We start from the raw sequence: 24,478 nt of genomic DNA, 5'->3' as shown, positions 1-24,478 counted from the left end.
CCCGCTGGTCCCGGATCAGCTCGGGGAGTAGCTGGTGAAACCACCGTTGCCGGGATCTGATGAGAACGAATCGGACCGACCACCCTCGACCGGAGCGGCGCTACCGCGCTGCTGCAGTTCCTCGAGCTGGGACTCCAGGTAGGTCTTGAGACGGGTGCGGTACTCGCGTTCGAAGGTCTTCAGCTGCTCGATCCGACCCTCGAGCACGGTGCGCTGCTGATTGATCGTGCCCATGATCTCGCTGTGCTTGCGCTCGGCGTCGCTCTGCAGCGCGTCGGCGCGCTCCTGGGCCTGGCGGACCTGGGCCTCCGAGCGGGTCTGCGAGTCGGCGAGGATGGCCTCCGACCGCTGTCGGGCATCCGACAACAGGGCGTCTGCCTTGGACTGCGCCTCCGACACCATGGCGTCGGCACGCGAACGCGCGTCGGCGACCAGCGAATCCGCCTCTTGACGAGACGTCGAGGTCAACCGGTCCGCGGTGTCCTGGGCCAAGGCCAACACCCGCGCCGCGCGCACGTTCGCATCGTCGTCGCTGAACTCGGGCTGCGGTGCGGCCGCAGGGGCCGGCGCCTCGGCGACCGGGGCCGAGGCGAACACCTGGGTCCGCTCCTCGGCCGACGGCGCGGCGGCCGACTCGGCGGCGGGTGCGCCCGACCGTGCGTCGGCGAGGTCGCCCTCGAGCTCGTCGACGCGCTGCTTCAGGTCGCCGTTCTCCTCGATGAGTCGCGCCAGTTCGGCCTCGACAAAGTCGAGGAACTGATCAACTTCATCCTCGTTGTAGCCGCGTTTACCGATAGGCGGTTTGCTGAACGCGACGTTGTGCACATCAGCTGGTGTCAGCCGCATGTCGGTTCCCCTCATTTGTCAGTCGAACTGTCTGTATTTGGTAGGCCGGATCAAGCCCGTATTCAGTTGGCAGCATCACCCGCTCGACGACCGTCTCAGCCAGTGTTCGACACTCGCTGCTCTCCACATCGAGAGTCATGGGTCTGCACAGTCTTTGCTACAGGCTGTCACTGTTTATTCATACCAGTCCACTGGGTAACTGGCGTCAAATCCTGTCACACGAGAACCGTTCGTAGCAGACGATCGATACTGTCTCGCAATCGAACGGTCACTCGATGATGACACTCAACGGTAAACCACTGCGGGCCAATGGTCACGAAGTGGTCACGGTTGGCGTGTCGGAAACGACGAGTCAGCGGGCGCCAAGCGGAGTTGCAGAACTCACCCGAGCCCGACCAGAGCCGAGGCCGAACTGCGACTGAGCGAACTGACCACCTGCATCGCGATGAGCACCACGATCATCACGATCATCAGAGACAGATCCAGGCGCACCGGCCCCAGCGGGATTGGCGGCAACACGCGACGCAGAGCACGGATCGGCGGATCGGTCGCGGTGAACACGATCTCGATGACCACCACCGCCACACCGGTGGGTCGCCATTCACGCGCAAACGACCGGACCAGCTCCACGACGAGTCGCGCGAGCAGCAGCAGCCAGTAGATGAACAGGACGTAGTACAGAACCTGGAACAGAATCGTCACGACTCAAGGTTGCCTGATATGTCGCACCCGCGCCGCAGCCCCCCGTTGACCGGCGTCGGAGCGCATGTGGTGGCGAGTGCGAGCGCGGATCAGGAGTGGTTGTAGAAGCCGGTCTCGGCGATCTTGCGTCGATCCTCCGGCGAGACGTCGACGTCGGCGGGCGAGAGCAGGAACACCTTGGTGGCCACCTTGTCGAAGGAACCCCGAAGCGCGAACGCCAATCCGGCGGCGAAGTCGACGAGCCGCTTGGCGTCGTCGTTGCTCATGTCGACGAGATCCATGATCACCGGGTTGCCATCGCGGAACCGCTCACCGATCGTGCGGGCCTCACCGTAGTCCGAGGGCCGCAGCGTGGTGATCTTGTGCAGGGGCCCGTCGGCGAAGACCCGCTCGAGCTCGGCGCGCTGATCGGAACCCGCGGCCGAACGCGCGACCCCGGCGGTGCGCATCCCCGATCGCTGCAACGGTTCGAGTCGATGCGGAGCCCGCATCCGATCGACCGGCTCGCCTCCGTGCCGCCCCCCGGCATAGGCGTACTCCGGGACCGGCTCGAAACCCGCGTCATAGCCGTTGGGGTCGTAGCCGGCAGGCGCGAAGCCATGTGGTTCGAACTCCCCGGGAAAGCGTCGGTCGTCGACGTAGGCGAAGTCGGAGTCGCGGGGACCGTCGCGGAAGCCGGGTTCGCGATAGCTCGCGTCACCGTAGTACTCGTCCCGATAGGAACGTCCACCGCGAACGGGACCACCCGGCTCCTCCAGGTAGTCGTCTTCGTAGTCACCCGGAGGCACCATGCCGAAATATGCCTTGAACTTCTGCATCGTGGTCATAGCTGGCCTCTCTGTCGTCCAACGCTGCCGGGGAGCAGTGCAGTGGTGCAGTTGTTGATCTTGGTTTCGTTGGTTCTCGTGTGACCAATGTGATTACTGAGAGACTAACGGCCGCGGTCCCATGATCGCGGTACCGACACGCACGCATGTCGATCCGTGCGCCACCGCTTCCTCGAGGTCACCCGACATGCCGGCAGAGAGCTCCCGGGCGTCGGGATGGTCGGACACGAACGCGGCGTGGATCTCCTGCGCGCGGGCCATCCATCGCTGCGCTGCACCGTCCACCGGCGCGATCACCATCAGCCCCTGCAGGGTCAGTCCATGAGCGCCCCGGACGTGTTCGGCCAGCTCCGGCAGCTCCTCCACCGTGACCCCGCCGCGGTGCGGATCACCATCGAGACTGACCTGGAGCAGGATGCCGAGGTCCGCGCTGCGCGAACCGGTGTCGCAGGCCTCCTCGACCCCAGACGACAGGGCGTCGACGACCTTTGCGCGATCGACCGAGTGCACCGTTCGCGCCCACCGCGCAACGGATTTCGCTTTCTTCGACTGAACACTGCCGATCATGTCGAACTCGGCGGCCGCCACCGCGGCGTCGGTCGCGTCGGCCTGCCGGAGTTCGGCGATCTTGCGGCCCGCCTCGGGCTCGCGCGACTCGCCGAAGGTCCGCACCCCGAGGCCGATCAGGTGGCGGACATCTGCAGCCGGGAAGAACTTCGTGACCACCAGCAATTGCACGTCACCGGGACTGCGTCCGGCGGCCGCGACCGCGGCATCGAGTCGCTCGCGAGCGGCCGTGTACCCGCGCGCCAGCTCCGCTCGCCGCGCGTCTGACTCAGGTGGGGTCATCGCCGTTCCCGGGCGCGACCGGATCGATCCAGATCACCGACGCCAACCGGCCCGTCGGGGCGCCCCGCCGGTGACTGAAGAGCTCGGGGTCCTCGATCGTGCAACGCGGATCGGCAGCCACTGCGGCAACTCCGGCCGCGAGCAACTGCCGTCGCAATCCGGCGCGCAAGTCCAGTCCACTGGTCCCCTTCTCGGTGACACATGCACTGCCCGGGAGATGCTCTTCGACATCTCGCTGCATAGGGGCCGGCACCTCGTAGTGCCGCCCGCTGGCGGCCGGTCCGAGCAGTGCCCCCATCCGTTCCGGGCGAGCACCGAGCCGAATCATCTCGCGCAGCGTCGCGGGCACGATCCCCACTCGGGCGCCGACCCGTCCGGCATGGATTCCCGCGATCACGCCTGCCTCGTCATCGGAGAGCAGCACCGGGACGCAGTCGGCCGACAGCACCGCCAGCGCCAGCCCCGGCTCCGTGGTGACGAGCGCATCGGTGGCCGGGACCGGTTCGTCGACCGGCCCGGTGACGACCGTGACGTTGCGGCTGTGGATCTGCTCCATCCAGACGATCCGCCCCGGTGCCAGACCGATCTGCTCGGCCAGCCGAGCGCGATTGTTGGCGACTGACTTCGGATCATCCCCCACGTGGTCGCCCAGGTTGAACGAATCGTAGGGCGCCACCGAGACGCCGCCGGAGCGACTGGTGACCACTCGGCGTACCCGCACAGCGCGGCTCAGCGCTTCATGAACGACGGCACGTCGACGTCGTCATCGTCGAGGGTGACGTTGTTGCGGCGCGGCCGCTCGGGCTGCTCCTCGGTGAACGGATCCCCCGACCCGGTCGGCATCTTGCCGAACAGCGGGTCGTTGTCCTTCGACGGGGACGCCACGGACCCGGCCTGACCGGACCCGACCGTCGACTTGCCTGCCGCTGCCGGGACGTCGGTGCGCTTGCGCGGTGCGCCGCCGTCGAATCCGGCCGCGATCACCGTGACGCGGACCTCGTCGCCGAGGTTGTCGTCGATGACCGTGCCGAAGATGATGTTGGCGTCCTCGTGGGCCGCCTCCTGCACCTGCGTGGCGGCGTTGTGGATCTCGAACAGTCCGAGGTCACTGCCACCGGCGATCGAGATGAGCACTCCGCGAGCACCTTCCATCGACGCCTCGAGCAGCGGCGAGTTGATGGCCGCCTCGGCGGCCTTCTTCGCCCGGTCCTCACCACGGGACGACCCGATACCCATCAACGCGCTGCCGGCGTCACTCATCACGCCCTTGACGTCGGCGAAGTCGACGTTGATCAGACCGGGGGTGGTGATCAGATCTGTGATGCCCTGAACACCGTTGAGCAGTACCTCGTCTGCGCTGCGGAACGCGTCCATCAGGCTGACCTGCGCGTCACCGAGCTGCAGCAGCCGATCGTTGGGGATCACGATCAGGGTGTCACAGGACTCCCGCAGGGCAGTGATGCCCGCTTCGGCCTGACCGCCACGACGCTTGCCCTCGAAGGAGAACGGCCGGGTGACCACGCCCACGGTGAGGGCGCCGAGTTTGCGAGCGATGGACGCGACCACCGGCGCACCACCGGTGCCGGTGCCACCGCCCTCCCCCGCGGTCACGAAGACCATGTCCGCGCCCTTGAGGAGTTCCTCGATCTCGTCGCGGGCGTCCTCGGCGGCACGGCGTCCGACCTCGGGATCGGCACCCGCGCCGAGACCACGGGTCGAGTCACGTCCGACGTCGAGCTTGACGTCGGCGTCACTCATCAGCAGGGCCTGCGCGTCGGTGTTGATCGCAATGAACTCAACACCTTTCAGCCCCTGCTCGATCATTCGGTTGACGGCATTGACGCCGCCGCCGCCGATGCCGACGACCTTGATCACGGCCAGGTAGTTGTGCGGTGGCGTCATGTGCCCGCCTTCCTCGTTCGATCCGAAACCCTAAACCTGAACCATAGATTTAGAGTTATGTCAAGTAGTTGGATGTTGGGGATGACGCTAGGCATCCGATGGCCGGGCCGCCAGCAAGCGCGCGGCGTGTCGCGAACTTGACCGGCATTTTTTGCTCAACCCAGTGATTCGGATGCGCCGCGCCACGGAATCACTTGAACGCGGGAAACTCCGGACTCGAGACGTTGTACGTGGAAGCGGGGCGCGTGAGGATGGCGGTGAGGGTGCGGGCCTTCTCCGCGCCGCGTTCGCTGTCCCCCCACACGACGGTCTTGTCACCCTTCAACGTGAACTGGATGTCGACCGGCGACGACGCCGTGACCGCGACGAGTTGACCGAAGATGGATTCCGGGAGTTCATGGACCGCACGCAGGGTGGCCACCGTGGTGGGGTCGCTGGGACCCGGGTTGGGTGTGGAGAACTCGGGCAAAGCGTTCACCTCAGGTGGCACACCGGTCGTGCTGTCGTAGGTCAGGTAACCGACCCCGGACCGGTCGAGCACGTGGACCTTCTGCCCATCGGTCACCTTGACCACCGGCTGACGCTCCACCACGGTGATGGTCAACGACGACGGGTAGCTGCGCTGCACCCGCACCGACTCGATGGACGGGATCGCCGCGATGCGCTGCGCGACAGCCGCGGTGTCGACCTGTAGCAGCGGAGTCCCGTCGGCCACGTCGGCGGCACCCACGATCTGATCTGCCGGCACCGCCTGGTTGTCTCGGACATCCGTCGAGCGGACGGCCATCAGCGGGGTGTAGTAGGCGATGAGCCCGAGCCCCACCACCACCACGATGACCGCCAGGGTGCCCAGCAGCAATCGTGGGCGAGGAAGAGTACGCCCGGTGCGTGCCCCGGGGGTGGTCACGGTGGGGATCCCGCGGCGTCAGCAGGTGCCGGCCCGCTCACGGTCGGCGGCATCTGTGCCTCGGCGCCGGGAGCGCGGCGCAGTTCGGCGAGGATCTCGGGCCCCTGCATGGTGATGTCGCCGGCGCCGAGTGTCAGCACGACGTCGCCAGGTTTGACCCGATCGACGACGAGCTGCGCCAACGTCGAGAGATCCGGCACGAAGAACGCCGGTCGGTGCACCCGATCGGCGATCGTCGCGCCGCTCACACCGGGGATCGGTTCTTCCCGGGCCCCGTACACATCGGCGATCACCACCTCGTCGGCGAGGTCGAGAGCCGCCGCGAACTCGTCGGCGAACTCACTTGTGCGCGAGTAGAGATGGGGCTGAAAGACCGCGATCACCCGGCCACCGTCGTCGCCACCCGGCGCTTCGACCGCCTCGGCGGCTCTGGTCTCGACGGCCTGCCGTGCCGCGGTGAGCACGGCCCGTACCTCCGTCGGGTGATGCGCGTAGTCGTCGTACACCTCGACGCCGCCGGCGCGGCCACGCAACTCGAAGCGCCGATGCACACCACTGAACGCCGCCACCCCGTCGATGACCGACGACAGCGCACTGCCGGTCACCCGACAGGCGACGGCGGCACCGATGCAGTTGAGCGCCATGTGCTTACCGGGCACCGTCAACTGCATATCGCGTTCGGCGGTGGGCTCTGCCACCGGCGCACCGAACCGCACCCGGGCCAGTCCGCCGGCACCGCGCGGCGACCAGGACACCAGCTCGGCGACATTCGACACCGACGGCGCGAGTGCGGCGTGACGACCCTCGCCATAGCCGAGGACGGCGACGCCGCGTTCGGCAAGCCCATCGGCACATCGTCCCGCGAAGGCCGCTGCGCCCTCGTCGTCAAGGCACACCACCAGCGACCCACCCGGCCGAATCCGCTCGGCGAAGGCATCGAAAACCTGCACATAGGCTTCCCGGGTCCCGAAGAAGTCGAGATGATCCGCCTCGATGTTGGTGACCACCGCAACATCGGGTTCGTACTCGAGCAGGGATCCGTCACTCTCGTCGGCCTCCGCGACGAAGATCGGGCCGCTGCCGTGGTGGGCGTTGGTGCCTGACTCGTTCAGCTCGCCGCCCACCGCGAACGACGGGTCCTGACCGCAGTGCTGCAGGGCCACCACGGCGATCGACGTGGTCGAGGTCTTGCCGTGGGTGCCCGCGATCAACACCGTGCGGTAACCGGCCATCAGCTGCGCGAGGACATGCGGACGCAGCAGGATGGGGATGCCGCGTGAGCGCGCCGCGACCAGCTCCGGATTCGTCTTCGGGATCGCGGCGTGGGTGGTGACCACGGCGGTGGGCCCGCCGGGCAGCTGATCGAGCGCCGACGGATCGTGGCCGACCTGGATCCGGGCGCCCCGGGTGCGCAGGGCGAGGATGCCGCGACTGTTCTTCGCGTCCGATCCCGACACCTGACCGCCGCGGGCCAGCAGGATTCGGGCGAGCCCACTCATCCCGGCGCCGCCGATCCCGACCATGTGCACTCGCCGCAGCATCTCCGGCAGGTCGCCGACGGGGGCGATCGGTCCGCTGCTCATCGTCTCACCTCCGCAGCCGAGCGCCGGCGAGCGCCGCCGGTCACGTCCAGTCCTCTGCTCATTGTCACCGTTCGTCCGGTGATGCGGGCGAACGAAACGCGGTTCGCAGACGCGCCCGGTACGAACCCGAGCGACGGCGGGCGGCGAGCTCGAGCGCTGCGGTCGCGACGGCGTCGGCTGCATCGCGGTGGCCGGTACGGCCGGCCGCGGTCGACATCGCCGACAGCCGATCGGTGTCGGCGAGCATGGCCGGCACCTCGCGGGCAACCCAGTCCGACGTCAGGTCGACATCGTCGACCAATACCCCACCGCCGCCGTCGACGACGGGCAGGGCGTTGAGTCGCTGTTCCCCGTTCCCGTGGGGCAAGGGGACGTAGATCGCGGGCAGGCCGGTCGCCGATATCTCCGCGACGGTCATCGCGCCGGACCGGCACATCACCAGATCGGCGGCGGCGTAGGCGAGGTCCATCCGTTTGAGGTAGCCCACCCCGCGATAGGGCGGCGCCCCCGGCGGCGAGACCGGAGAGATCGAGTTCTTCGGCCCGTAGGCGTGCAGGACACCGATACCGGCGTCACCCAACGCCCCGGCCGCGCCGGCGACCGCGTCGTTGAGTCGCTGGGCGCCTTGTGAGCCGCCGAAGACGAGCAGCGTCGGCGCATCGGCGTCGAGACCGAAATAGTGACGAGCCTTGGCGCGCAGCCCGGGACGGTCGAGTTCGGTGATGACCCCGCGTACCGGGATGCCCACGACCTCGGCCTCGAGACCGGAGCCGGCCACCGCGGCCATCACCCGATCGGCGAACCGGGCGCCGACCTTGTTCGCGATCCCGGCACTCGCATTGGCCTCGTGGATGATGATGGGCAGCCGGCTGCGGCCCCGCACCCGCATGCGGGCCGCGAGGTACGCGGGCAGCGACACGTAGCCGCCGAACCCGATCACCACGTCGGCGCCGACCGCGGCCAGCACCGATCGGGTCGCCGAGACCGCACCGACCAGCCGCGCAGGCGTCTTGGCCAGTTCCATCCCGGGCTTGCGCGGCAATGGCACCGGCGGAATGAGTTCGAGTTGGTAGCCCCGTTCGGGGACCAGCGTCGTCTCCAGACCACGGGTGGTGCCCAGCGCCGTCACCTGAGCCGTGGGGTCCAGCCGGGTCACCGCGTCCGCCACGGCGAGAGCCGGTTCGATGTGTCCGGCCGTCCCGCCTCCGGCCACCACCACCGACAGTGGTCGATCCGACCGCGACCGACCTCGCTCAGCACTCACCGCTGCCCACTCCATTCACGTTCACGTCGTCGTTCGCCGGTGCCCCCGCGGTCCGGCCCCACGGTCGGTGCCGCGACACGTCGACCGACAGCGGGGTCTCGACCGGTGTCAGCGACGGGCGCCGGGGCCGCGTCGCGCCGATGCCCACGGGCCGGCCGATCCCGACCGGCTGCCCCACGCGTTAGCCGCGCCGGCACCGTCGGCTCCCCGACGGTTCGGCCCACCGCGCGTGCGTGGGCCGGCCGATGCGCGATCACCGCTGCCGCGGCTGCCGGAATACCCCGTACGGTAGTCGACCCGGACGGCGGAGGTGCGCGGTGCCCGGCTGCGTCCCGCCTGACGCCGATCGGCCGGGGCGCCGGGCTCGGGCACACCGCCGGGCCGCAACCGCGACCAGACCGTCGCACCCGCGGTCGCCGACGGCGTTCGACGGGCCCGCTCGGGCCGCTGCCGGTCGAGCCGGTCGCGCAGTGCGTCGGCACGACTGGGCCGGTACGGCACCGGAGCGGGCACCCGCAGCCATCTCCCGAACCTGCCACGTTCGCCGCCGGCGAGCGCCGCCACCGCCTCGGGTTCGTGTCGCGCGGCGTTGGCCAGCAGGCCCAGCATCGCGAGCACGGTCAACGTCGATGTACCGCCGGCCGAGAGCAGAGGCAGCTGAATACCGGTCACCGGCAACAACCCGATGACGTAGCCGATGTTGATGAACGCCTGCGCGGTGATCAGCACGGTGACGGTGGCCGTCATCAGACGTAGGAACGGGTCCACCGATCGCGCCGCGATCCGGAAGCCGATGAAGGCCAGGATCGCGAACAGGAGCACCACCAGCAATCCGCCGACCAGTCCGAGTTCCTCACCGATGATCGCGAAGATGAAGTCGTTGTGGGCATTGGGCAGATAGTTCCATTTGGCACGGCTCTGTCCGAGTCCGACGCCGAAGACCCCACCGTTGGCCAGGGCGAACGTCGCCTGGCGGGCTTGATAGCCTGCGCCCTGCGGGTCGTCGATGCTGCCGAGGAAGCTCATCACTCGCTGCGACCGGTAGCCCTCGACCAACGCCAGCACCACCGCCAGCGCGGCGCCGACGGCGGCAAAGGAGAGAAACACCTTCACCGGCAGGCCGGCGAACCACAGCAACGCACCGACGATGATCGCGATGGTGATGGTGGTGGACAGATTCGGTTCCAGGATGATCAACACACAGATCAGCAATGACACCGGCAGCAGCGGGATGAGCAGTTCCTTCAGCGATGCGTTCTCCCGGCGCCGCGACGCGAGCAGGTGGGCACCCCAGACACAGAGCGCCACCTTGACCAGCTCCGAGGGCTGCACCGACAAACCGCCCACGACGAACCAGCGCCGGGCACCCTGGCTCAGCGTACCGATACCCGGGACGAGCACGAGCGCAAGCAGGACCGTGGTGATCACGATCAGCGGTGCGGCCACTCGACGCAGCAGCCGCACCGGTAGCCGCACCATCACGTAGAAGCCGAACAGACCCAGCAGCGCGAAGATGACCTGTGTCGCGAACAGCCCGTAGGCCGATCCCTGCTTCGAATAGCCCTCCACCGAGGAGGCCGAGAGCACCATCACCAGACCGAACGCGGTCAACAGGAACGCGATGGTCAGGATCAGGTGGTACGACGCCAACGGTCGCGAGAGCAGATTGCGGATGGCCTCGACCACGGCGGCCGGCCAGGAGCCCTCGAACGTCGACCGGGAATCGGATCGTGTCGTCGACTCGGATCGACCGGCCGACGACGCCTGCTCGGTCGGCGAGCTCACTGCGACGACCCGCCCGCCCGTCGGGCGTCTGGCAACGCCCGGGCCGCGTCGGCGAAGGCATCGCCGCGGGCACCGTATCCGGCGAACATGTCCAGCGATGCGGCTGCCGGCGCCAGCAGGACCGCGTCCGGGCGATCGTCGGCACGTGTCGCGAGGTGGGTGGCCACCTCGACCGCGCGGGTCATCACCGCGCCCGCGGGCTCGACCGACCCTCCGAAGGGGCGAGAATCCGCCGTGATGATCGCCGGGAAATCCGCGGTGCGGTCGCTCACCGGGGTCGCAGAAGCGTGCTGAACGGTCACCCGCCCATCGTCCCCTGTGAACACTGTGACTGCTGGGACTTCTGGGGCGTGTCGCGCGATCGCCTCGACGATCAAGTCTCGGTCCCGGCCGATGGCCACGACACCGGCCAGTCGGTCCCGGGTGTCGCGGATCATGTCGTCGACGGCCGCACCCTTGAGCAGCCCACCGGCCACCAGCACCACCCGGCGATGGCCGAGGATCGCGGCGTGGGCGGCGTGCGGATTGGTCGCCTTGGAGTCGTCGACGTAGTCCAGACCCGCCGCCGTCGCCACGATCTCCCCGCGGTGGGCGGCCGGACGGAATTGCCGCAGGCCCGAGGCCACCTGGTCTGGCGTCAGACCCGCGGCCAGCGCCAACGATGCGGCGGCCAACGCGTCGGCCACCCCGGACGGCCCCGGCGGGTGGATCGCCGACGCCTCGATGAGGTCCCGCGACGAGTCATCGGGCCCGAATGCGCGGTCGACGAGGATGCCGTCGCGCACACCGAGTTCGCCATGGCGCCCGGGCGGGCCGAGAGTGAAGCCAACTCGGCGGCCGACGACCGGCAGCCCCGACGCGATCGGATCATCGAGACCCACCACCCCCACGGCTCCGTGCAATGCGTTGGCCTTCGCGTGCGCGTAGGCGTCGAAGGACCCGTGCCAGTCGAGATGGTCCTCCGCCACGTTGAGCACCACGCCCGCCTCCGGCGCCACCGAGGGTGCCCAGTGCAACTGGAAGGACGACAGTTCGACGCAGAGGATGTCGACCCGCGGACGCCGGTTCATGGCGTCGAGGACGGGTAGGCCGATGTTTCCGCAGGCCGCGGCGGCGCGACCGGCACCGGTGACGATGTCGGCGAGCATCGAGGTGGTCGTGGTCTTCCCGTTCGTGCCGGTCACCACCAGCCAGGTGCGTGGCGGACCGAGCAGACCTGCCCGGTCGATCCGCCACGCCAGTTCCACCTCACCCCACACCGGCAACCCGGAGCCGTGCAGCCGGGCGATCAGCGGGTGCGTCGGCGCGAAACCCGGTGACACGATCACCAGTTCGAACGCCTCGAGCCCACCGTCGGCATCGGCCAACGCGTCGATCGCGATCTGGTTTACGCCGGCGGCGGTGAGCTCGTCGTCGATCTGGTCGGCGAACCGGGCATCGACCACGGTCACCACCGCTCCCATGGCGATGAGGTGATGTGCCGCGGACCGGCCGGCGGTCCCGGCACCCGCCACCAGCACGCCGGACCCGGCGATGGCGGCGACGTCGATGTCGGCGCGCTCAGCCACTGACGGCCAGGAACTCGCTGTAGAACAGGGACAGGCCCAGCGCACACGCGATGGCGGTGAGCAGCCAGAACCGGATGATCACCGTCGTCTCCGCCCAACCGCCGAGTTCGAAATGGTGATGGAACGGGGCCATTCGGAACACACGGCGACCGGTGGTCCGGAAGAACGCGATCTGGATGACCACCGACACGATCTCGGCCACGAACAGCGCGCCGATCACCACGGCGAGCAGTTCGGTGCGCGTCGTGATCGACAACCCGGCCAGCATGCCGCCCAGGGCCAGCGATCCTGTGTCGCCCATGAAGATCTTGGCCGGCGCCGCATTCCACCACAGGAAGCCAAGGCAGGCCCCGCCACCGGCCACCGCGATCAGCGCGAGGTCGAGCGGATCGCGGACCACATAGCAGCCCGGCGTGATCTCCTGTGTCGTCTTCGGTCCCCCCGTGCATGCGTTGCGGTACTGCCAGAACGTCACCAGCACATAGGAACCCAGCACCATCGCCATCGAACCGGCCGCCAGGCCGTCGAGACCGTCGGTGAAGTTGACCGCGTTCGACCAGGCGGCGACGACCAGCCAGCAGAACACCACGAAGACCGCCGACCACATCGAGATCGCATCGATGTCGCGGACGTAGGACAGGTTCGTGCTGGCCGGGGTGTAGCCCGCATCATTGCGGAACTGCAGCACGAGCACTCCGAACAGAATCGCTGCGGCGAACTGCCCGATGGATTTGGCGGTCTTGTTGAGCCCCAGATTGCGGTGCTTGCGGATCTTGATGATGTCGTCGAGGAAGCCGACTCCGCCCAGGGCGGTCGCGAGCCCGAGGACCAGCAGGCCGGAAGCAGTGACGCCCGTGCCGCCGGTGAAGAGGCCCACGAGGTGAGAACCGAAGTAACCCGCCCACAGGCCGACCAGGATCGCCACGCCACCCATCGACGGGGTGCCACGCTTGGTCTGATGGCTCTGTGGGCCCTCGACGCGGATCTCCTGGCCGAAGCCCTGTCGGGTAAATAGCCGGATCAAGACCGGCGTCAGCAGGATCGACACCGCCAACGCGATCCCGCCCGCGATCAGGATCTGGGTCACCGGCGCATCCCAGTCTGCCCGGGCGCCATGAGTCCCCCAGTCAACCTGCCTGCTTCCCGTCTGACCGCAGTCGTCTGCTCGAGGAGTCGGTCCCCTGTCACGCTCGTCACTGCCTCTCGTCCGTCGTCATCTGTCCCCGCCGCACGGTCCCCCACACGACTTGCCGGCTCATACCCGGCCCTCCTGCCAGATCCCGGCGAGCGCCGTGACGGCCGGGTCGGCGCCTGCCACGAGGATCACGTCATCGGGCCCGGGCCGCCACCCGGAGTCGTCGGCGAGCACCGCACCGGCCTCGTCGGCAGTCGCGACCATACGCACCTCGTCTCCCCAGGAGCCTTCCATCACCGCGCCCTGATGCAGCGCCCGCACCGCGCGCGATTCTCCCACGCACAAGGTCTTGTCGACTGCCAGACGGACAGCCTGGCGACCGATGCGGTCGTGCTCGATCACACGCTCGTTCTCCGACGTCTCGCCGCTGACCGTGAGTTCGCCGAGGACTGCCCACGTACGGACCCCGTCGGCGGACGTGCGGGCAGCGGCCGCGGCCTGCACCAGGTCACGCAACATCACGCGCACGTCCTCGACTCCGCCTCGGGCCGGCGCCACCAACACCGTGGGCGCCATCACGAGTCCTCGGCGCCAGTGGACGCTTGTATGGAGTCGAGTGCCTCGGCGGCCACCACGCGATCGTCGAACGGATGCTTCACCCCGTTGATCTCCTGTCCGGTCTCGTGTCCTTTACCGGCGATCAACACCGTGTCCCCCGGCTGCGCCCACTGCGTCGCCGCGCGGATGGCCGCAGCGCGATCACCGATCTCCCGGACCTCGGCGCCACCGGTCTCGTCGACCGACCGGGCTCCGTCGAGCATCTCCGATCGGATGGCGGCCGGGTCCTCGGTGCGCGGGTTGTCGTCGGTGATGATCGCGAGGTCGGCTGCGCGCGCCGCGATCTCGCCCATCATCGGCCGTTTCCCGGTGTCGCGGTCACCACCGGCGCCGACCACCACCGCGACCCTGCCACGGGTCTGCTGCCGCAGCGTCGCGATCACCGCCTCGAGGGCCGCGGGTTTGTGCGCGTAGTCGACGACGACGAGGAAATCTTGTCCCCGATCCACCCGTTCGAGGCGGCCGGGCACCGACACCTCGGCGATTGCCTGTGCCGCGGTCGTGGTGGGCACCCCCGCACCGACCGCGATCGCGACGGCCATCGTCGCGTTGGCGACGTTGTATCGGCCGGGCAACGGCACGGTCAGCTCATGGTGCGCGCCACCCGCCACGGCGATCTGTGCATGCTGGCGACCGTCGGCATCGATCGCCGAGGGCCCGGCATGCCACTGAGCCGGCACGGGACCGGTGGAGACGGTGACCGGCGCTCCCGGACGGTCCACGGTCCGCGGGTCGCCGCGCGCGACCTCGACCATGCGCCGGCCCCAGTCGTCGTCCACGCAGATGACCGACCGCACCGCCGCGGTCGGCGAACCGGGGGCAAACAGTTGGGCCTTCGCGTCGAAGTACGCGCGCATCGTCCCGTGGAAGTCGAGATGATCCTGCGACAGGTTGGTGAAAGCGCCGACCGCGAAATGCGCGCCATCCACCCGACCGAGCGCGAGCGCATGGCTGGACACCTCCATCACCACGGCGTCCACCCCGCGCTCGAGCATCATCGCCAGCAACGCCTGCAGAGTCGGTGCCTCCGGCGTGGTGAGGGTGCTCGGTTGCGCCACACCGTCGATCCGGGTCTGCACGGTGCCGATGAGCCCGACCGAGTGACCCGCCGCCAGCAGCGCGGCCTCCACCATGTAGGCGGTCGTGGTCTTGCCCGAGGTGCCCGTGATACCGATCAGCTTGAGGCGGCGTGACGGATGGCCGTAGATGCGCGCGCTGAGCTGACCGAGAACGGCGCGCGGATTCGGGTGGACGAGCACCGCGCACGCGACGTCGGGACCCAGCACCCCCGCCAACTCCGCGCGGCCCGCAGGGTCAGTCACTATCGCCGTCGCGCCGGCGGCAACGGCCTGATCGGCGAACCGGGCGCCGTGCGTCCGGTCGCCCGGCAACGCCGCGAACAGATCACCGGGGCGGACGTCCTGGCCACGCAAGGTGACCCCGGTGACCGCCACGTCTGTGGGTACCGTGCCGACGAGGTCCACGCGGGCCCCGGTGGACGCCGACAACACCGACACCGGGGTCGGGGACACGGTGGTCGGCCGAAGCATCTCCGCAGCGACCTTCGAACGCTTACGGCGAGTCGACGCCATCTCCTTGCTCCCGCCTCCTCGCTGATCTTCTCGTCACTACCCGGGTCGGGCACGCCGGAACTCACTCACGATACAGTCAGCCACACCGACCCCGTGTACCGGAGAGGCCGATCTGGACATGCATGCGCCGGCCCGGACACCCCGTGAGCCGTCAGTCCGCCTGCAGGGTCAGCCGCGCCTGCGGCTTGGCCGACAGCGGCACCCGGTCACGCTGCATCAACCAGGAGGCGAGAGTCCCGAACATCGGCGCGGCCGACTGGCCGCCGGAACCGTCCGAGCTGCGTTTGGGATTGTCGAGCATGATCCCGATCACGTAGCGCGGATCGTCGGCCGGCGCGATCCCGGCGAAGGTGATGTTGTAGCGCGAGTTCGAATAGCAGCCGCAGTCGGGGTCGACCTGCTGCGCGGTGCCGGTCTTGCCGGACATCTGATACCCCGCAACCGCACCCGTGTAGCCGGTCCCCTGCTGCACACCCATCGGGTCCTTCTGGAGCACCGCTCGGAACATGTCCCGCACAGTGCCGGCCGTCTGCGGACTCACCACCCGCACTCCCGCCGGCCGGGTCATGTCGTCGACCGGTTGCCCGTCACGCTGCTCGGACAACAGGATTCGCGGCGGTATGCGTAAGCCGTCGTTCGCGATCGCCTGATACATCCCGGTCATCTGCAGCAGAGTCATCGACAGACCCTGCCCGATCGGGAGGTTGGCGAAAGAGCCGCCGGACCATTGGCTCAGCGCCGGAACCTCACCAGCGCTCTCGGCCGGCAGGCCGACGCCGGTGCGTTGCCCCAGACCGAATCGGTTGACCATGTCGGCGAAGCGCTTCTCGCCGACCTTGCGGGCCAGCATGAGCGTGCCGACATTCGACGATTTACCGAAGATCCCGGTCGTGGTGTAGGGCTCCACCCCGTGCGCCCAGGCGTCGTTGACGGTCACCCCGGCCATGTGGATGTTGCCCGGAACCCGATGCACCTCGGTGGGCGTGGTGACGCCGTACTCGATCGCCGCGGCGGCGGTGATGATCTTGTTCACCGAGCCCGGTTCGAACGGCGAGGTGACCGCGCGGTTGCCCAGATCGGCGTCCTGCTGGTCTTCGAGCGGTTGCGCCGCGTTGAAGGTGCTGTCGTTGGCCATCGCGATCACCTCGCCGGTGTGTGCGTCGAGCACCACCGCCGAGGCGTTCTGGGCGCCGGAGGCCGCCTTGGCGGCGTTGACCTGACTCTGCACGAACCATTGCACGTCCGAATCGATGGTCAGGCGCACCGCAGCGCCATTGATGGCGGGATGGACGTTGCGGGTGCTGCCCGGGATGACCGCGCCGTCCGAACCGCGATCGTAGGTCTTGGAGCCGTCGGTGCCGGCCAGGGTGGAGTCCAGTGACGCCTCGAGTCCGATCAGTCCGTTGCCGTCGTAGTTGACGTCGCCGATGATATTGGCTCCCAACGACCCGCCGGGGTACAGCCGGATCGCCTGGGGATCGGCGCCGACTTCGGGGAACTCCGAGGTGATGGCGCCGGCCACCTCGGGGCTGACCGAGCGGGCGAGGTAGACGAACGTGTCATCGCTCTTGAGTTTGTCGAGCAGATCCTGCTCGGCGATCGATCCCCCGAGCGCTGAAGACACCCCGCGGGCAATCTCGGCGAGTCGTTCGTCCACGTCTGGTAGCGCGTCGTCCTTCTCGTGCGCCTCCGCGATCGACTTGCGTACCGCCTGTGGCAAGAACGTCAACGCACGCGCCTCGTCGGTGTAGGCCAGAGGCCGGCCGTTGCGGTCGAGGATCGCCCCGCGTTTCGCGGTGAGCACCTGGGTGTACTCGCGCTGCAGCGCGGCTTCCGCCGAGATCGACGACGCCTCGATCGTGTGCACGACGATCATCCGAACGGCGACCGCGAGCACCGCCACGATCACGATGATCCCGGCGATCCGGCTGCGGCCGAGAAAGGAATCGGGACGGTTGGGTCTCCGGCCTGCCGAGCCCGAACCCCGACCGCGTGATCCACCTCGTCCACTCCCGGACCCACCCGCGTCGAGGCGCTGGAAGACGGCACGTGTCATGGTTGCCAATTGTCCGCTCGCTTACCGCGATTCCGCCGAATTTGCGCTCGGCGCGTTGCCGACGGTGGGCAACACATTCGGGGCCGGTGCTACCACGCCGGCGCTCGGCGGCGTGTCGGCCTCGCTATCGGCGCGCGAAGTCGACATGCCCCCGGATTCGGTGCCATCCGGTGAACTCGATTGTGACTGTTCGGAATTCGGCTGATCTCCGACGGATTGGCTGCCATTCGACTCGGCCTGTTCGGCGGAGCCGACAGCGGTGCCGGGCAAACCCTGGGAGTCGTCGACCTTCTCGGGGTCGATACTGGCAACCGGGTCCGGCTCGGTCGGCGGATTGATCGATCGCAACGCCTTGCCCTGCGCGGGTTCCGGATCGCCGACCACACGCGGCTTGCCCGGACCGTTCACGATCATCCGGGCCGGGTTGTTCGCGGGAATCAAGCCGAGACGAGAAGCCTTGTCGGACAGTTCCGGCGCCGAATCACTGGATTCATAAGTCCGCTTGAGGGAATCCCGCTTGTCCAGCAGAGCCTGGTTCTGCTGTCGCTCCTCACCGAGGCGGTAGGAGTCGGCGGCCGCCTTCGTCGACAACCAGAGACTGAGCCCGAGCCCGACGACGAGCAAGGCGATGATCGGGACGACGAATGGGACCGATGCGATCCGGTGACGCAGACCCGGGGAGGGGGCGCGGCCGGAGAATCTGGCAGCGGAGCGCTCGGCCACCCGGGCGGTGCGGGCCTCCCGTTCACGTCGCTTCGTGCGCCGGTCGATGGCTCGTTGCGCCGCAGCCGATCTGGTGGCACGCGAGGTGCGTTCGCCGGTCCGTCGTCGGGCTCGACCCGCACGCGGGGCATCGCTTGCTTCTTCGGCGGCGTCGGCGGTGGGCGTGGCGACGTCGGTGTCGTGCAGCACAGTCATCGGAGATCCTTTTCCTCGACCCGTTCGATCACCCGCACCCGGACCGGAGTCGATCGCGGGTTGCGGTCCTGCTCCGCTTCGTCGGCACGTTCCGCACCGCGGGTGACCAGCCGGAAGTCCGGCGCCGAACCCGGCAGTTCCACCGGGAGGCCTTTCGGCGATGTGGATGTGGTGCGGGACACGAACTCTCGTTTGACGATCTTGTCCTCGAGTGACTGGTAGCTCATCACCGCGACCCGGCCGCCGACGCGAAGCAGCGACAGCGCAGCAGGCAAGGCGCGCTCGAGCGCGTCGAGCTCGTGATTGACCTCGATACGCAGCGCCTGGAAGGTCCGCTTGGCCGGATGCCCGCCGGTCCGCCTGGTGGCTGCCGGAATGGTGTCGTAGAGCAACTGGACCAGCCGCGCACTGGTGTCGAACGGTCGGCGCTCACGCTCACGCACGACGGCCGACGCGATACGCCCGGCAAACCGTTCCTCCCCGTACTGCGACAGGATGCGCGCCAGGTCTCCGTGTGAGTACGTGTTGAGAATCTCCGCGGCGGTGAGGGTCTCGGTTGCGGTCATCCGCATATCCAGGGGCGCGTCGACCGCGTAGGCGAACCCGCGATCGGACTGATCGAGCTGCATCGACGAGACACCCAGATCGAACAACACGGCGTCGATCCGATCGATGTCGAGGTCGGCGACCACGTCACCGATCTGGTCGAAGCGCGCCTGACGGAGGACCAATCGGTCCGAGTGGCGCGCAAGCCGGTCCTCGGCGATGGCCAAGGCGGCACGGTCACGGTCGATGCCGATCACGCGGACCCGGGGGTGCGCATCCAACAGGAGTTCGGTGTGGCCTCCCGCACCGAGCGTCGCATCGACCACCACCGGATCGGTGTCACGCCGCGACCCGGTCAGCGCCGGCATGAGGAGTTCGATCATCCGGTCGGCCATCACCGGGAGGTGTCCGTGATCACCCGATCGGTGCCGCTGCGAGGAACCGCGGGATCGCCCGCCGGGCTCTCCCGGTTCCTCGTGACGTTCGTTCACCGACCCTCTCCTCGGACTGTGCGGTTCGGGACGCTCTCGACGAGAGAGTCGACCCCTGTGACGTTGGCGTCGGCACCAGCTGTGCCGGCGTGTCCGATGGGGCGGGGTCTCGACCCGATCACGCACCTGGCGTTGGGGAAGTACGCCAGGGTCGCGCCGGGCCGAGGCCTCGACCCACCCGATCCGCTGTTCAAATGTCTGTCTGCTGGTGGACGCCGCTCAGAGCAAGGCATCCAGCGCAGCAGATCCCGCGGCGGAGAAGTCCTCCTCGTGTGCACTCTGGTAATCACGCCAAGCCTGCGCATCCCAGATCTCGAGGTGGTCGAAACCACCGATCACCACGCATTCCTTCGACAGGCCCGCGTATGTCCGGTGTTCGGCCGACAGGGTGATCCGGCCCTGCCCATCGGGGCGCTGCTCATCGGTACTCGCGAAGAAGTACCGCTGAAAGGCCCGCGCTTCGGGGTTGTTCCGCGAAGCCGCCATGGTCTGCTCGGCGATCGCATCGAACTCTTCGGCTCGATACACCGACAGGCTGCGGTCCTGGCCTCGTGTGACCATCACGCCTCCTGCCAACGCGTCGCGGAACTTGGCGGGCAACGTCAGTCGCCCCTTGTCGTCCAACTTGGGCGTGTAGGTGCCGACAAATCGCACGGACATGTCGCCACCTCCTGCCCCACCGGGTTCGACGTCCGGTCCGCCTCACCCAGTGATGCCACAGTACCCCACTTTCCACCACTTTCCACCCCAAACACCCCACACTTGCCCCACACGATCGTAAAAGACCAGTTCAAACCCGTGATGTTTGGTGGCAGGAAGTTCGAGCGCTCGGCGTGTATAGGTCGACAACGTCGTTACTGCTGATACTCACGACATCTCAAGATGCTGGTGAAGCGACTTTCGACGGCCGGTGGGGGAAGGTGGGGAATCGGGTGGGGGAAGGTGGGGAGTCGGGTAGGGAATGGTGGCGACGACGACGGAATCCGACGGAGGACTCCATGGGGCCGCGCGGGACGACACGGGTCGCCGGTCGGTTCCGGTCACGCGGGTCGGTTCCGGTCACCACCGACGCCGACGCCGACGCCGGCAACAAGGGCCGAGCACGACGAAGGCCGCACACCGTTACGGTGTGCGGCCTCTGCGCAAGTGTGACCGATCAGTCGGTCTCAGGAGTGGTCTACTCCTGTTCGAAACGACGGTTGAAGCGGTCCTCCATGCGCTCGGAGAACTTCCGCTTGGCCCCGCCGGCCTTCGGCTGCTTGGCGGCGGACCCACCCGCCGACTGATTGCCCGTGGAGCCGCGGCCGTCACCACCCCACAGCGCCATCAGGCCCGCGCCGAACATCACGAGGAAGCCGATCAGGCTGATGATGGGGAACCCACCGACACGGACCTCGACGACGAGACCGCCGACGAGGAGTACCAGGCCGATGACGAAGATCGCCACCGCCTGCAGACGACGCCGACCACTGGACCTTCCGAGACGACGACGCTTGACGTTCGACGCGAACTTCGGGTCTTCGGCATACAGAGCGCTTTCGATCTGTTCGAGCATGCGCTGCTCGTGCTCCGAAAGAGGCACCGACCCTCCTTTATCCCAACTCCACCGACCCCGATCACAGACCTTGAAGGTCCGCGGTCGTCATCGACGCACCAAGAGCCGCTTGTACGGCTTCAATCCTCATGATACGAGCAGAATCATCCGCCGACCACCATTACCCGTGGTTGCGTCGAATCCCACGCCTCAGGCCGTCCGATCCGGACTGGTCTCCCGCTCGGACAACTTGCCCTGTTCGTGCGCGATGAGCAAGTCCTCGACATCATCGAGGAGCGCGAGCACCTGCCGACGAGTGAGCCGGAGGGTCGTCTCACCGACCGTACGGACGAGTCCGGACTCGATGTCGAGGCGGATGCCCGAATGGTGGGCGAAGTACTCGGCGTGGTCCGCGAGCTCGGGCACCACGATGGGCAGGCGGTTCCAGGCGCTGCGCGAATGCCGACGCCGAGTGGGCCGAATCGACGGCTCGTGGATCTCGAGCACGGCCCCCGCGGCTCGCAACGCGGTCAAGTAGTACTGACGAAAACGCTCTGCGGAGTCCTCGACCCCGTCGGCGTTGTCGAAAAGGATCAGCGCGCGATCGAACAGGTCGCGGCTGCGTCGGACCACGATCGGGTCGATGTCCGGCGTCGCATGGCGCGATGTCGGCGAATTCGGCATCTTCACCTCCCCTACTGATCACCGGTGATCGTGCTCGTCGAGACGATCACGGCACTGCCCGCTCTCGCTGTCACCCGCACGTTTCTCGTGCCGGTGCCGTGTTCAACTGCTTTGTACAACGCCGGTCCGACAGCAAACGCTTCCCTCGTTCGCACATCGGACCGGCGCCGCAGCGTCGTCGGGGCCGGAGAACAGCTTGCGGAGGCTGGTTCATCGAACACCCGTTCGACATATTCAATATAGCTAGCGGGTGTGACAGCTTCAAGCGGTCGACGACCCGGATACCGAGAGTTCGACGAGAGGACAGATCTTCGTTGACGATCCGCCTCGTTGAGCTGACCGGGCAGGACGCCCACGCCTGGCTCGAGCCCGCATTGACCATCTACGTGACCGCGATGAACTATCCGCGCGGCACCGAGGCCCACCGTGCCGGGCTGTGGCGCGAGCACATCGGTCGCCCCGGGTGGCGTGCGGTGGGGGCGGTGGCGACCGTGCCGTCGGCCCAGCTCGACTCCCCGCTGATGGCCACGCGGCGGCTGGCACGGCCGGTGGCGGTCGCCGACAACGAGATCCTGGTCGGCATCGCCTACGGCTATCGCGGCGCTCGCGACCAATGGTGGAACCAGCAGTTGCGGATCGGGCTGCGGCAGTCCGGGCGCAGCGACACCGCCATCGACGCGATCACCGAGGACTACTTCGAGCTCACCGAGTTGCACGTCCACCCCAGCGTCCAGGGGCAGGGGCTGGGTCAATGGCTGCTGGATCGCCTGTTGGCCGGCCGTTCCGAGAGCAAGGTCCTGCTGTCGACACCGGAGATCCCCGCCGAGGACAACCGGGCGTGGGCGCTCTACCGTCGCCTCGGCTTCACCGATGTGTTGCGGCACTTCACCTTCACCGGCGACCCGCGGCCGTTCGCATTCCTCGGTCGCGCGCTGCCCCTGCACCCCGACAACCCGACCGACCACCGCCGATCGGCATGGCCACGATGACAGGGCGCGTTGTCGGGGTGCAGGGGCTGCGCGCGGCGCCACGCACCCATCCGGTACGCGACGCCGTGGTCATCGGAGCGGGCCACAACGGGCTGATCGCGGCCGCGTATCTGGCCCAGGCGGGCCGTTCGGTCCTCGTTCTCGAACGCGACACGGTCGCCGGTGGAGCGGTGTCGACCGTCGAACGCTTTCCGGGCTACCGCGTCGACCGGGGGTCGTCGGCGCACCTGATGATCCGTCACTCCCCGATCCTCGACGAGCTGGACCTGGCCACCCACGGACTGCGCTACGTGGACTGCGACCCGTGGGCCTTCGCCCCCGGCACCGCCACCACGGCGCCGATCATCTTCCACCGGGACCTCGAGGCCACCTGTGCGTCGATCGCGGCCGCTGTGGGCGTCGCGGACGCCGAGGCCTACCGACAGTTCGTGTCCGTGTGGCGCCCCCGCGCCCGCGCGGTCATGCGGTCGTTCTATGCGCCCGCCGCTCCCGGCCGATTCGCGACGGCGTTCACCGGCCTCACCGGTACCGCCGAGACCGCGCGTTCGGGCCCGATCGCGAGCAGGACCGGCGCCATGCTGTCGCTCACCCAGGAACTGATGGCTTCCGGTGATGCGCTGTTGGACCGGTGGTTCGTCGCCGAACCGCTCAAGGCCGCCCTCGCCTGGTTCGGCGCCCAGTCCGGACCACCGATGAACGCGCCCGGGACGGCCCCGATGATCGGTTTCGCCGCTCTCCAACACGATGTTCCCCCCGGCCGGGCGCTGGGTGGCAGCGGCGCGCTCACCGAGGCCCTGTTGCGTCGGATCGCCGACGACGGCGGCGAGGTGGCCACCGACTCGCCTGCGGTCGCGATATCCCGCTGCGGCGACCACTGGCGGGTCGGCACCGCCGATCGGGGTCACTGCGCCACGACCGTCATCTCCGCCTGCCACGTGCTCACCACATTGGATCTGTTGGCCGCGGGTGGATACGACCCGACGATCATCAACCGCTGGCGTTCGCAGATCGCGGTCGGCGACGGCATCGGGATGGCCGTCCGATTCGGCACCGACGCCCTGCCCGTCTACCCCGACCTGCCCTCGGACCTACCGACGCACGGGGTGCATTCCGCCCTGGGCCTGCTCGTGACCGATCGCGCACAATTGCGGCGCGCCCATACGGCCGCGAGCGTCGGCGAACTCCCCGATCGGCCCGCCGTGGTCGCGATGGGCTATTCGGCCATCGACCCGACGCTGGCGCCACCCGGCGAACACCTGCTCAACGTGTGGGCCCAATGGCATCCCCGTCGCCTCGCCGACGGCACCGACTGGCGATCTGCCGCCCCGGCCGCCGCAGCCGCGGTGACCGCCGAACTCGATCGATATGCCCCGGGTTTCAGCGATCACATCCGCCACACCCACATCCAGACACCGGAGGATCTCGAATCCGAACTCGGCCTGGTCGGGGGCAACATCATGCACGTGGAGATGAGTATCGACCAGATGTTCTTCTGGCGACCGCATCCCGATCTGTCGACGCACCGGGTGCCCGGCGCCGACGGCATCCTGCTCGCCGGCGCCTCGACCCATCCCGGGGGCGGTGTGACCGGGGCAAGCGGACGCATCTCGGCACACCTCGCCCTGCGTCGACGCTGATCGCGACCCGGCAGGGCGATGCCGGGAGCGTCGGCCACGTCGGCG

The 24,478-nt window shown here is 68.3% G+C and carries 22 protein-coding genes; 2 read left to right on the top strand and 20 right to left on the bottom strand.

The window, feature by feature from the left end; all coding sequences use genetic code 11:
- Positions 1 to 15: 15 nt before the first annotated feature.
- From wag31 to VX037_RS11050, 20 genes are all read right to left on the bottom strand, one after another.
- Complete coding sequence (gene wag31 / locus VX037_RS11145; protein WP_328714233.1) at positions 16 to 846, bottom strand: DivIVA-like cell division protein Wag31; 831 nt, start codon at positions 844 to 846, stop codon at positions 16 to 18.
- Between the two features lie 381 nt (positions 847 to 1,227).
- Complete coding sequence (locus tag VX037_RS11140; protein WP_235723206.1) at positions 1,228 to 1,548, bottom strand: YggT family protein; 321 nt, start codon at positions 1,546 to 1,548, stop codon at positions 1,228 to 1,230.
- An 89-nt stretch (positions 1,549 to 1,637) separates the two neighbouring features.
- Positions 1,638 to 2,375: a cell division protein SepF gene (locus VX037_RS11135; protein ID WP_328714231.1), complete on the bottom strand. Its 738-nt coding sequence runs from the start codon at positions 2,373 to 2,375 to the stop codon at positions 1,638 to 1,640.
- A 93-nt stretch (positions 2,376 to 2,468) separates the two neighbouring features.
- A complete protein-coding gene (locus VX037_RS11130; RefSeq protein WP_328714229.1) occupies positions 2,469 to 3,224 on the bottom strand; it encodes a YggS family pyridoxal phosphate-dependent enzyme in 756 nt (251 codons plus the stop codon).
- Entirely contained in the window at positions 3,211 to 3,945 is a 735-nt protein-coding gene (pgeF, locus tag VX037_RS11125; protein ID WP_235723209.1) for a peptidoglycan editing factor PgeF, read from the bottom strand. The genes VX037_RS11130 and pgeF overlap by 14 nt, the downstream gene beginning before the upstream one ends.
- Before the next feature lie 8 nt (positions 3,946 to 3,953).
- Positions 3,954 to 5,126 (bottom strand): cell division protein FtsZ, encoded by a 1,173-nt coding sequence (gene ftsZ / locus VX037_RS11120; RefSeq protein ID WP_235723210.1) that lies wholly within the window; start codon positions 5,124 to 5,126, stop codon positions 3,954 to 3,956.
- A gap of 190 nt (positions 5,127 to 5,316) precedes the next feature.
- On the bottom strand, positions 5,317 to 6,033 hold the full coding sequence (locus VX037_RS11115) for a cell division protein FtsQ/DivIB (protein WP_328714227.1): 717 nt from the start codon (positions 6,031 to 6,033) through the stop codon (positions 5,317 to 5,319).
- Positions 6,030 to 7,616, bottom strand: a complete 1,587-nt coding sequence (gene murC / locus VX037_RS11110; protein WP_328714225.1) for a UDP-N-acetylmuramate--L-alanine ligase — start codon at positions 7,614 to 7,616, stop codon at positions 6,030 to 6,032. Before murC ends, VX037_RS11115 begins: the two co-directional genes overlap by 4 nt.
- A 64-nt stretch (positions 7,617 to 7,680) precedes the next feature.
- Complete coding sequence (murG, locus tag VX037_RS11105) at positions 7,681 to 8,880, bottom strand: undecaprenyldiphospho-muramoylpentapeptide beta-N-acetylglucosaminyltransferase (protein WP_235723213.1); 1,200 nt, start codon at positions 8,878 to 8,880, stop codon at positions 7,681 to 7,683.
- Between the two features lie 108 nt (positions 8,881 to 8,988).
- Entirely contained in the window at positions 8,989 to 10,665 is a 1,677-nt protein-coding gene (ftsW, locus tag VX037_RS11100; RefSeq protein ID WP_328714223.1) for a putative lipid II flippase FtsW, read from the bottom strand.
- The gene (murD, locus tag VX037_RS11095) at positions 10,662 to 12,233 is read right to left on the bottom strand and encodes a UDP-N-acetylmuramoyl-L-alanine--D-glutamate ligase (RefSeq protein ID WP_328714221.1); all 1,572 of its coding nucleotides are present in this window, start codon (positions 12,231 to 12,233) and stop codon (positions 10,662 to 10,664) included. Before murD ends, ftsW begins: the two co-directional genes overlap by 4 nt.
- Complete coding sequence (gene mraY / locus VX037_RS11090; RefSeq protein ID WP_235723216.1) at positions 12,226 to 13,320, bottom strand: phospho-N-acetylmuramoyl-pentapeptide-transferase; 1,095 nt, start codon at positions 13,318 to 13,320, stop codon at positions 12,226 to 12,228. Before mraY ends, murD begins: the two co-directional genes overlap by 8 nt.
- Positions 13,321 to 13,488: 168 nt before the next feature.
- Positions 13,489 to 13,944 (bottom strand): UDP-N-acetylmuramoyl-tripeptide--D-alanyl-D-alanine ligase, encoded by a 456-nt coding sequence (locus tag VX037_RS11085; protein ID WP_328714219.1) that lies wholly within the window; start codon positions 13,942 to 13,944, stop codon positions 13,489 to 13,491.
- A complete protein-coding gene (locus VX037_RS11080) occupies positions 13,944 to 15,578 on the bottom strand; it encodes a UDP-N-acetylmuramoyl-L-alanyl-D-glutamate--2,6-diaminopimelate ligase (protein WP_328714216.1) in 1,635 nt (544 codons plus the stop codon). Before VX037_RS11080 ends, VX037_RS11085 begins: the two co-directional genes overlap by 1 nt.
- Before the next feature lie 151 nt (positions 15,579 to 15,729).
- On the bottom strand, positions 15,730 to 17,634 hold the full coding sequence (locus VX037_RS11075) for a peptidoglycan D,D-transpeptidase FtsI family protein (protein WP_235723219.1): 1,905 nt from the start codon (positions 17,632 to 17,634) through the stop codon (positions 15,730 to 15,732).
- 21 nt (positions 17,635 to 17,655) lie between these two features.
- Positions 17,656 to 18,552: a hypothetical protein gene (locus VX037_RS11070; protein ID WP_328714214.1), complete on the bottom strand. Its 897-nt coding sequence runs from the start codon at positions 18,550 to 18,552 to the stop codon at positions 17,656 to 17,658.
- A complete protein-coding gene (gene rsmH / locus VX037_RS11065) occupies positions 18,549 to 19,496 on the bottom strand; it encodes a 16S rRNA (cytosine(1402)-N(4))-methyltransferase RsmH (RefSeq protein ID WP_328714387.1) in 948 nt (315 codons plus the stop codon). The genes VX037_RS11070 and rsmH overlap by 4 nt, the downstream gene beginning before the upstream one ends.
- 312 nt (positions 19,497 to 19,808) lie before the next feature.
- A complete protein-coding gene (mraZ, locus tag VX037_RS11060) occupies positions 19,809 to 20,249 on the bottom strand; it encodes a division/cell wall cluster transcriptional repressor MraZ (RefSeq protein WP_235723221.1) in 441 nt (146 codons plus the stop codon).
- Between the two features lie 517 nt (positions 20,250 to 20,766).
- Positions 20,767 to 21,171, bottom strand: a complete 405-nt coding sequence (locus tag VX037_RS11055; RefSeq protein ID WP_328714211.1) for a DUF3040 domain-containing protein — start codon at positions 21,169 to 21,171, stop codon at positions 20,767 to 20,769.
- Positions 21,172 to 21,333: 162 nt separating this feature from the next.
- A complete protein-coding gene (locus VX037_RS11050; protein WP_235723223.1) occupies positions 21,334 to 21,807 on the bottom strand; it encodes an SAV_6107 family HEPN domain-containing protein in 474 nt (157 codons plus the stop codon).
- 314 nt (positions 21,808 to 22,121) lie between these two features.
- Here VX037_RS11050 and VX037_RS11045 point away from each other — a divergent pair, with 314 nt between their 5' ends.
- Both VX037_RS11045 and VX037_RS11040 read left to right on the top strand, forming a co-directional pair.
- On the top strand, positions 22,122 to 22,796 hold the full coding sequence (locus VX037_RS11045; RefSeq protein WP_328714209.1) for a GNAT family N-acetyltransferase: 675 nt from the start codon (positions 22,122 to 22,124) through the stop codon (positions 22,794 to 22,796).
- Complete coding sequence (locus tag VX037_RS11040; protein WP_328714208.1) at positions 22,793 to 24,433, top strand: phytoene desaturase family protein; 1,641 nt, start codon at positions 22,793 to 22,795, stop codon at positions 24,431 to 24,433. Before VX037_RS11045 ends, VX037_RS11040 begins: the two co-directional genes overlap by 4 nt.
- The last annotated feature ends 45 nt before the right edge of the window (positions 24,434 to 24,478 follow it).

Source organism: Gordonia sp. Z-3 (genome assembly GCF_036233855.1).
GTDB lineage: Bacteria > Actinomycetota > Actinomycetes > Mycobacteriales > Mycobacteriaceae > Gordonia > Gordonia tangerina.
This window is presented reverse-complemented; position numbering and strand designations above follow the sequence as displayed.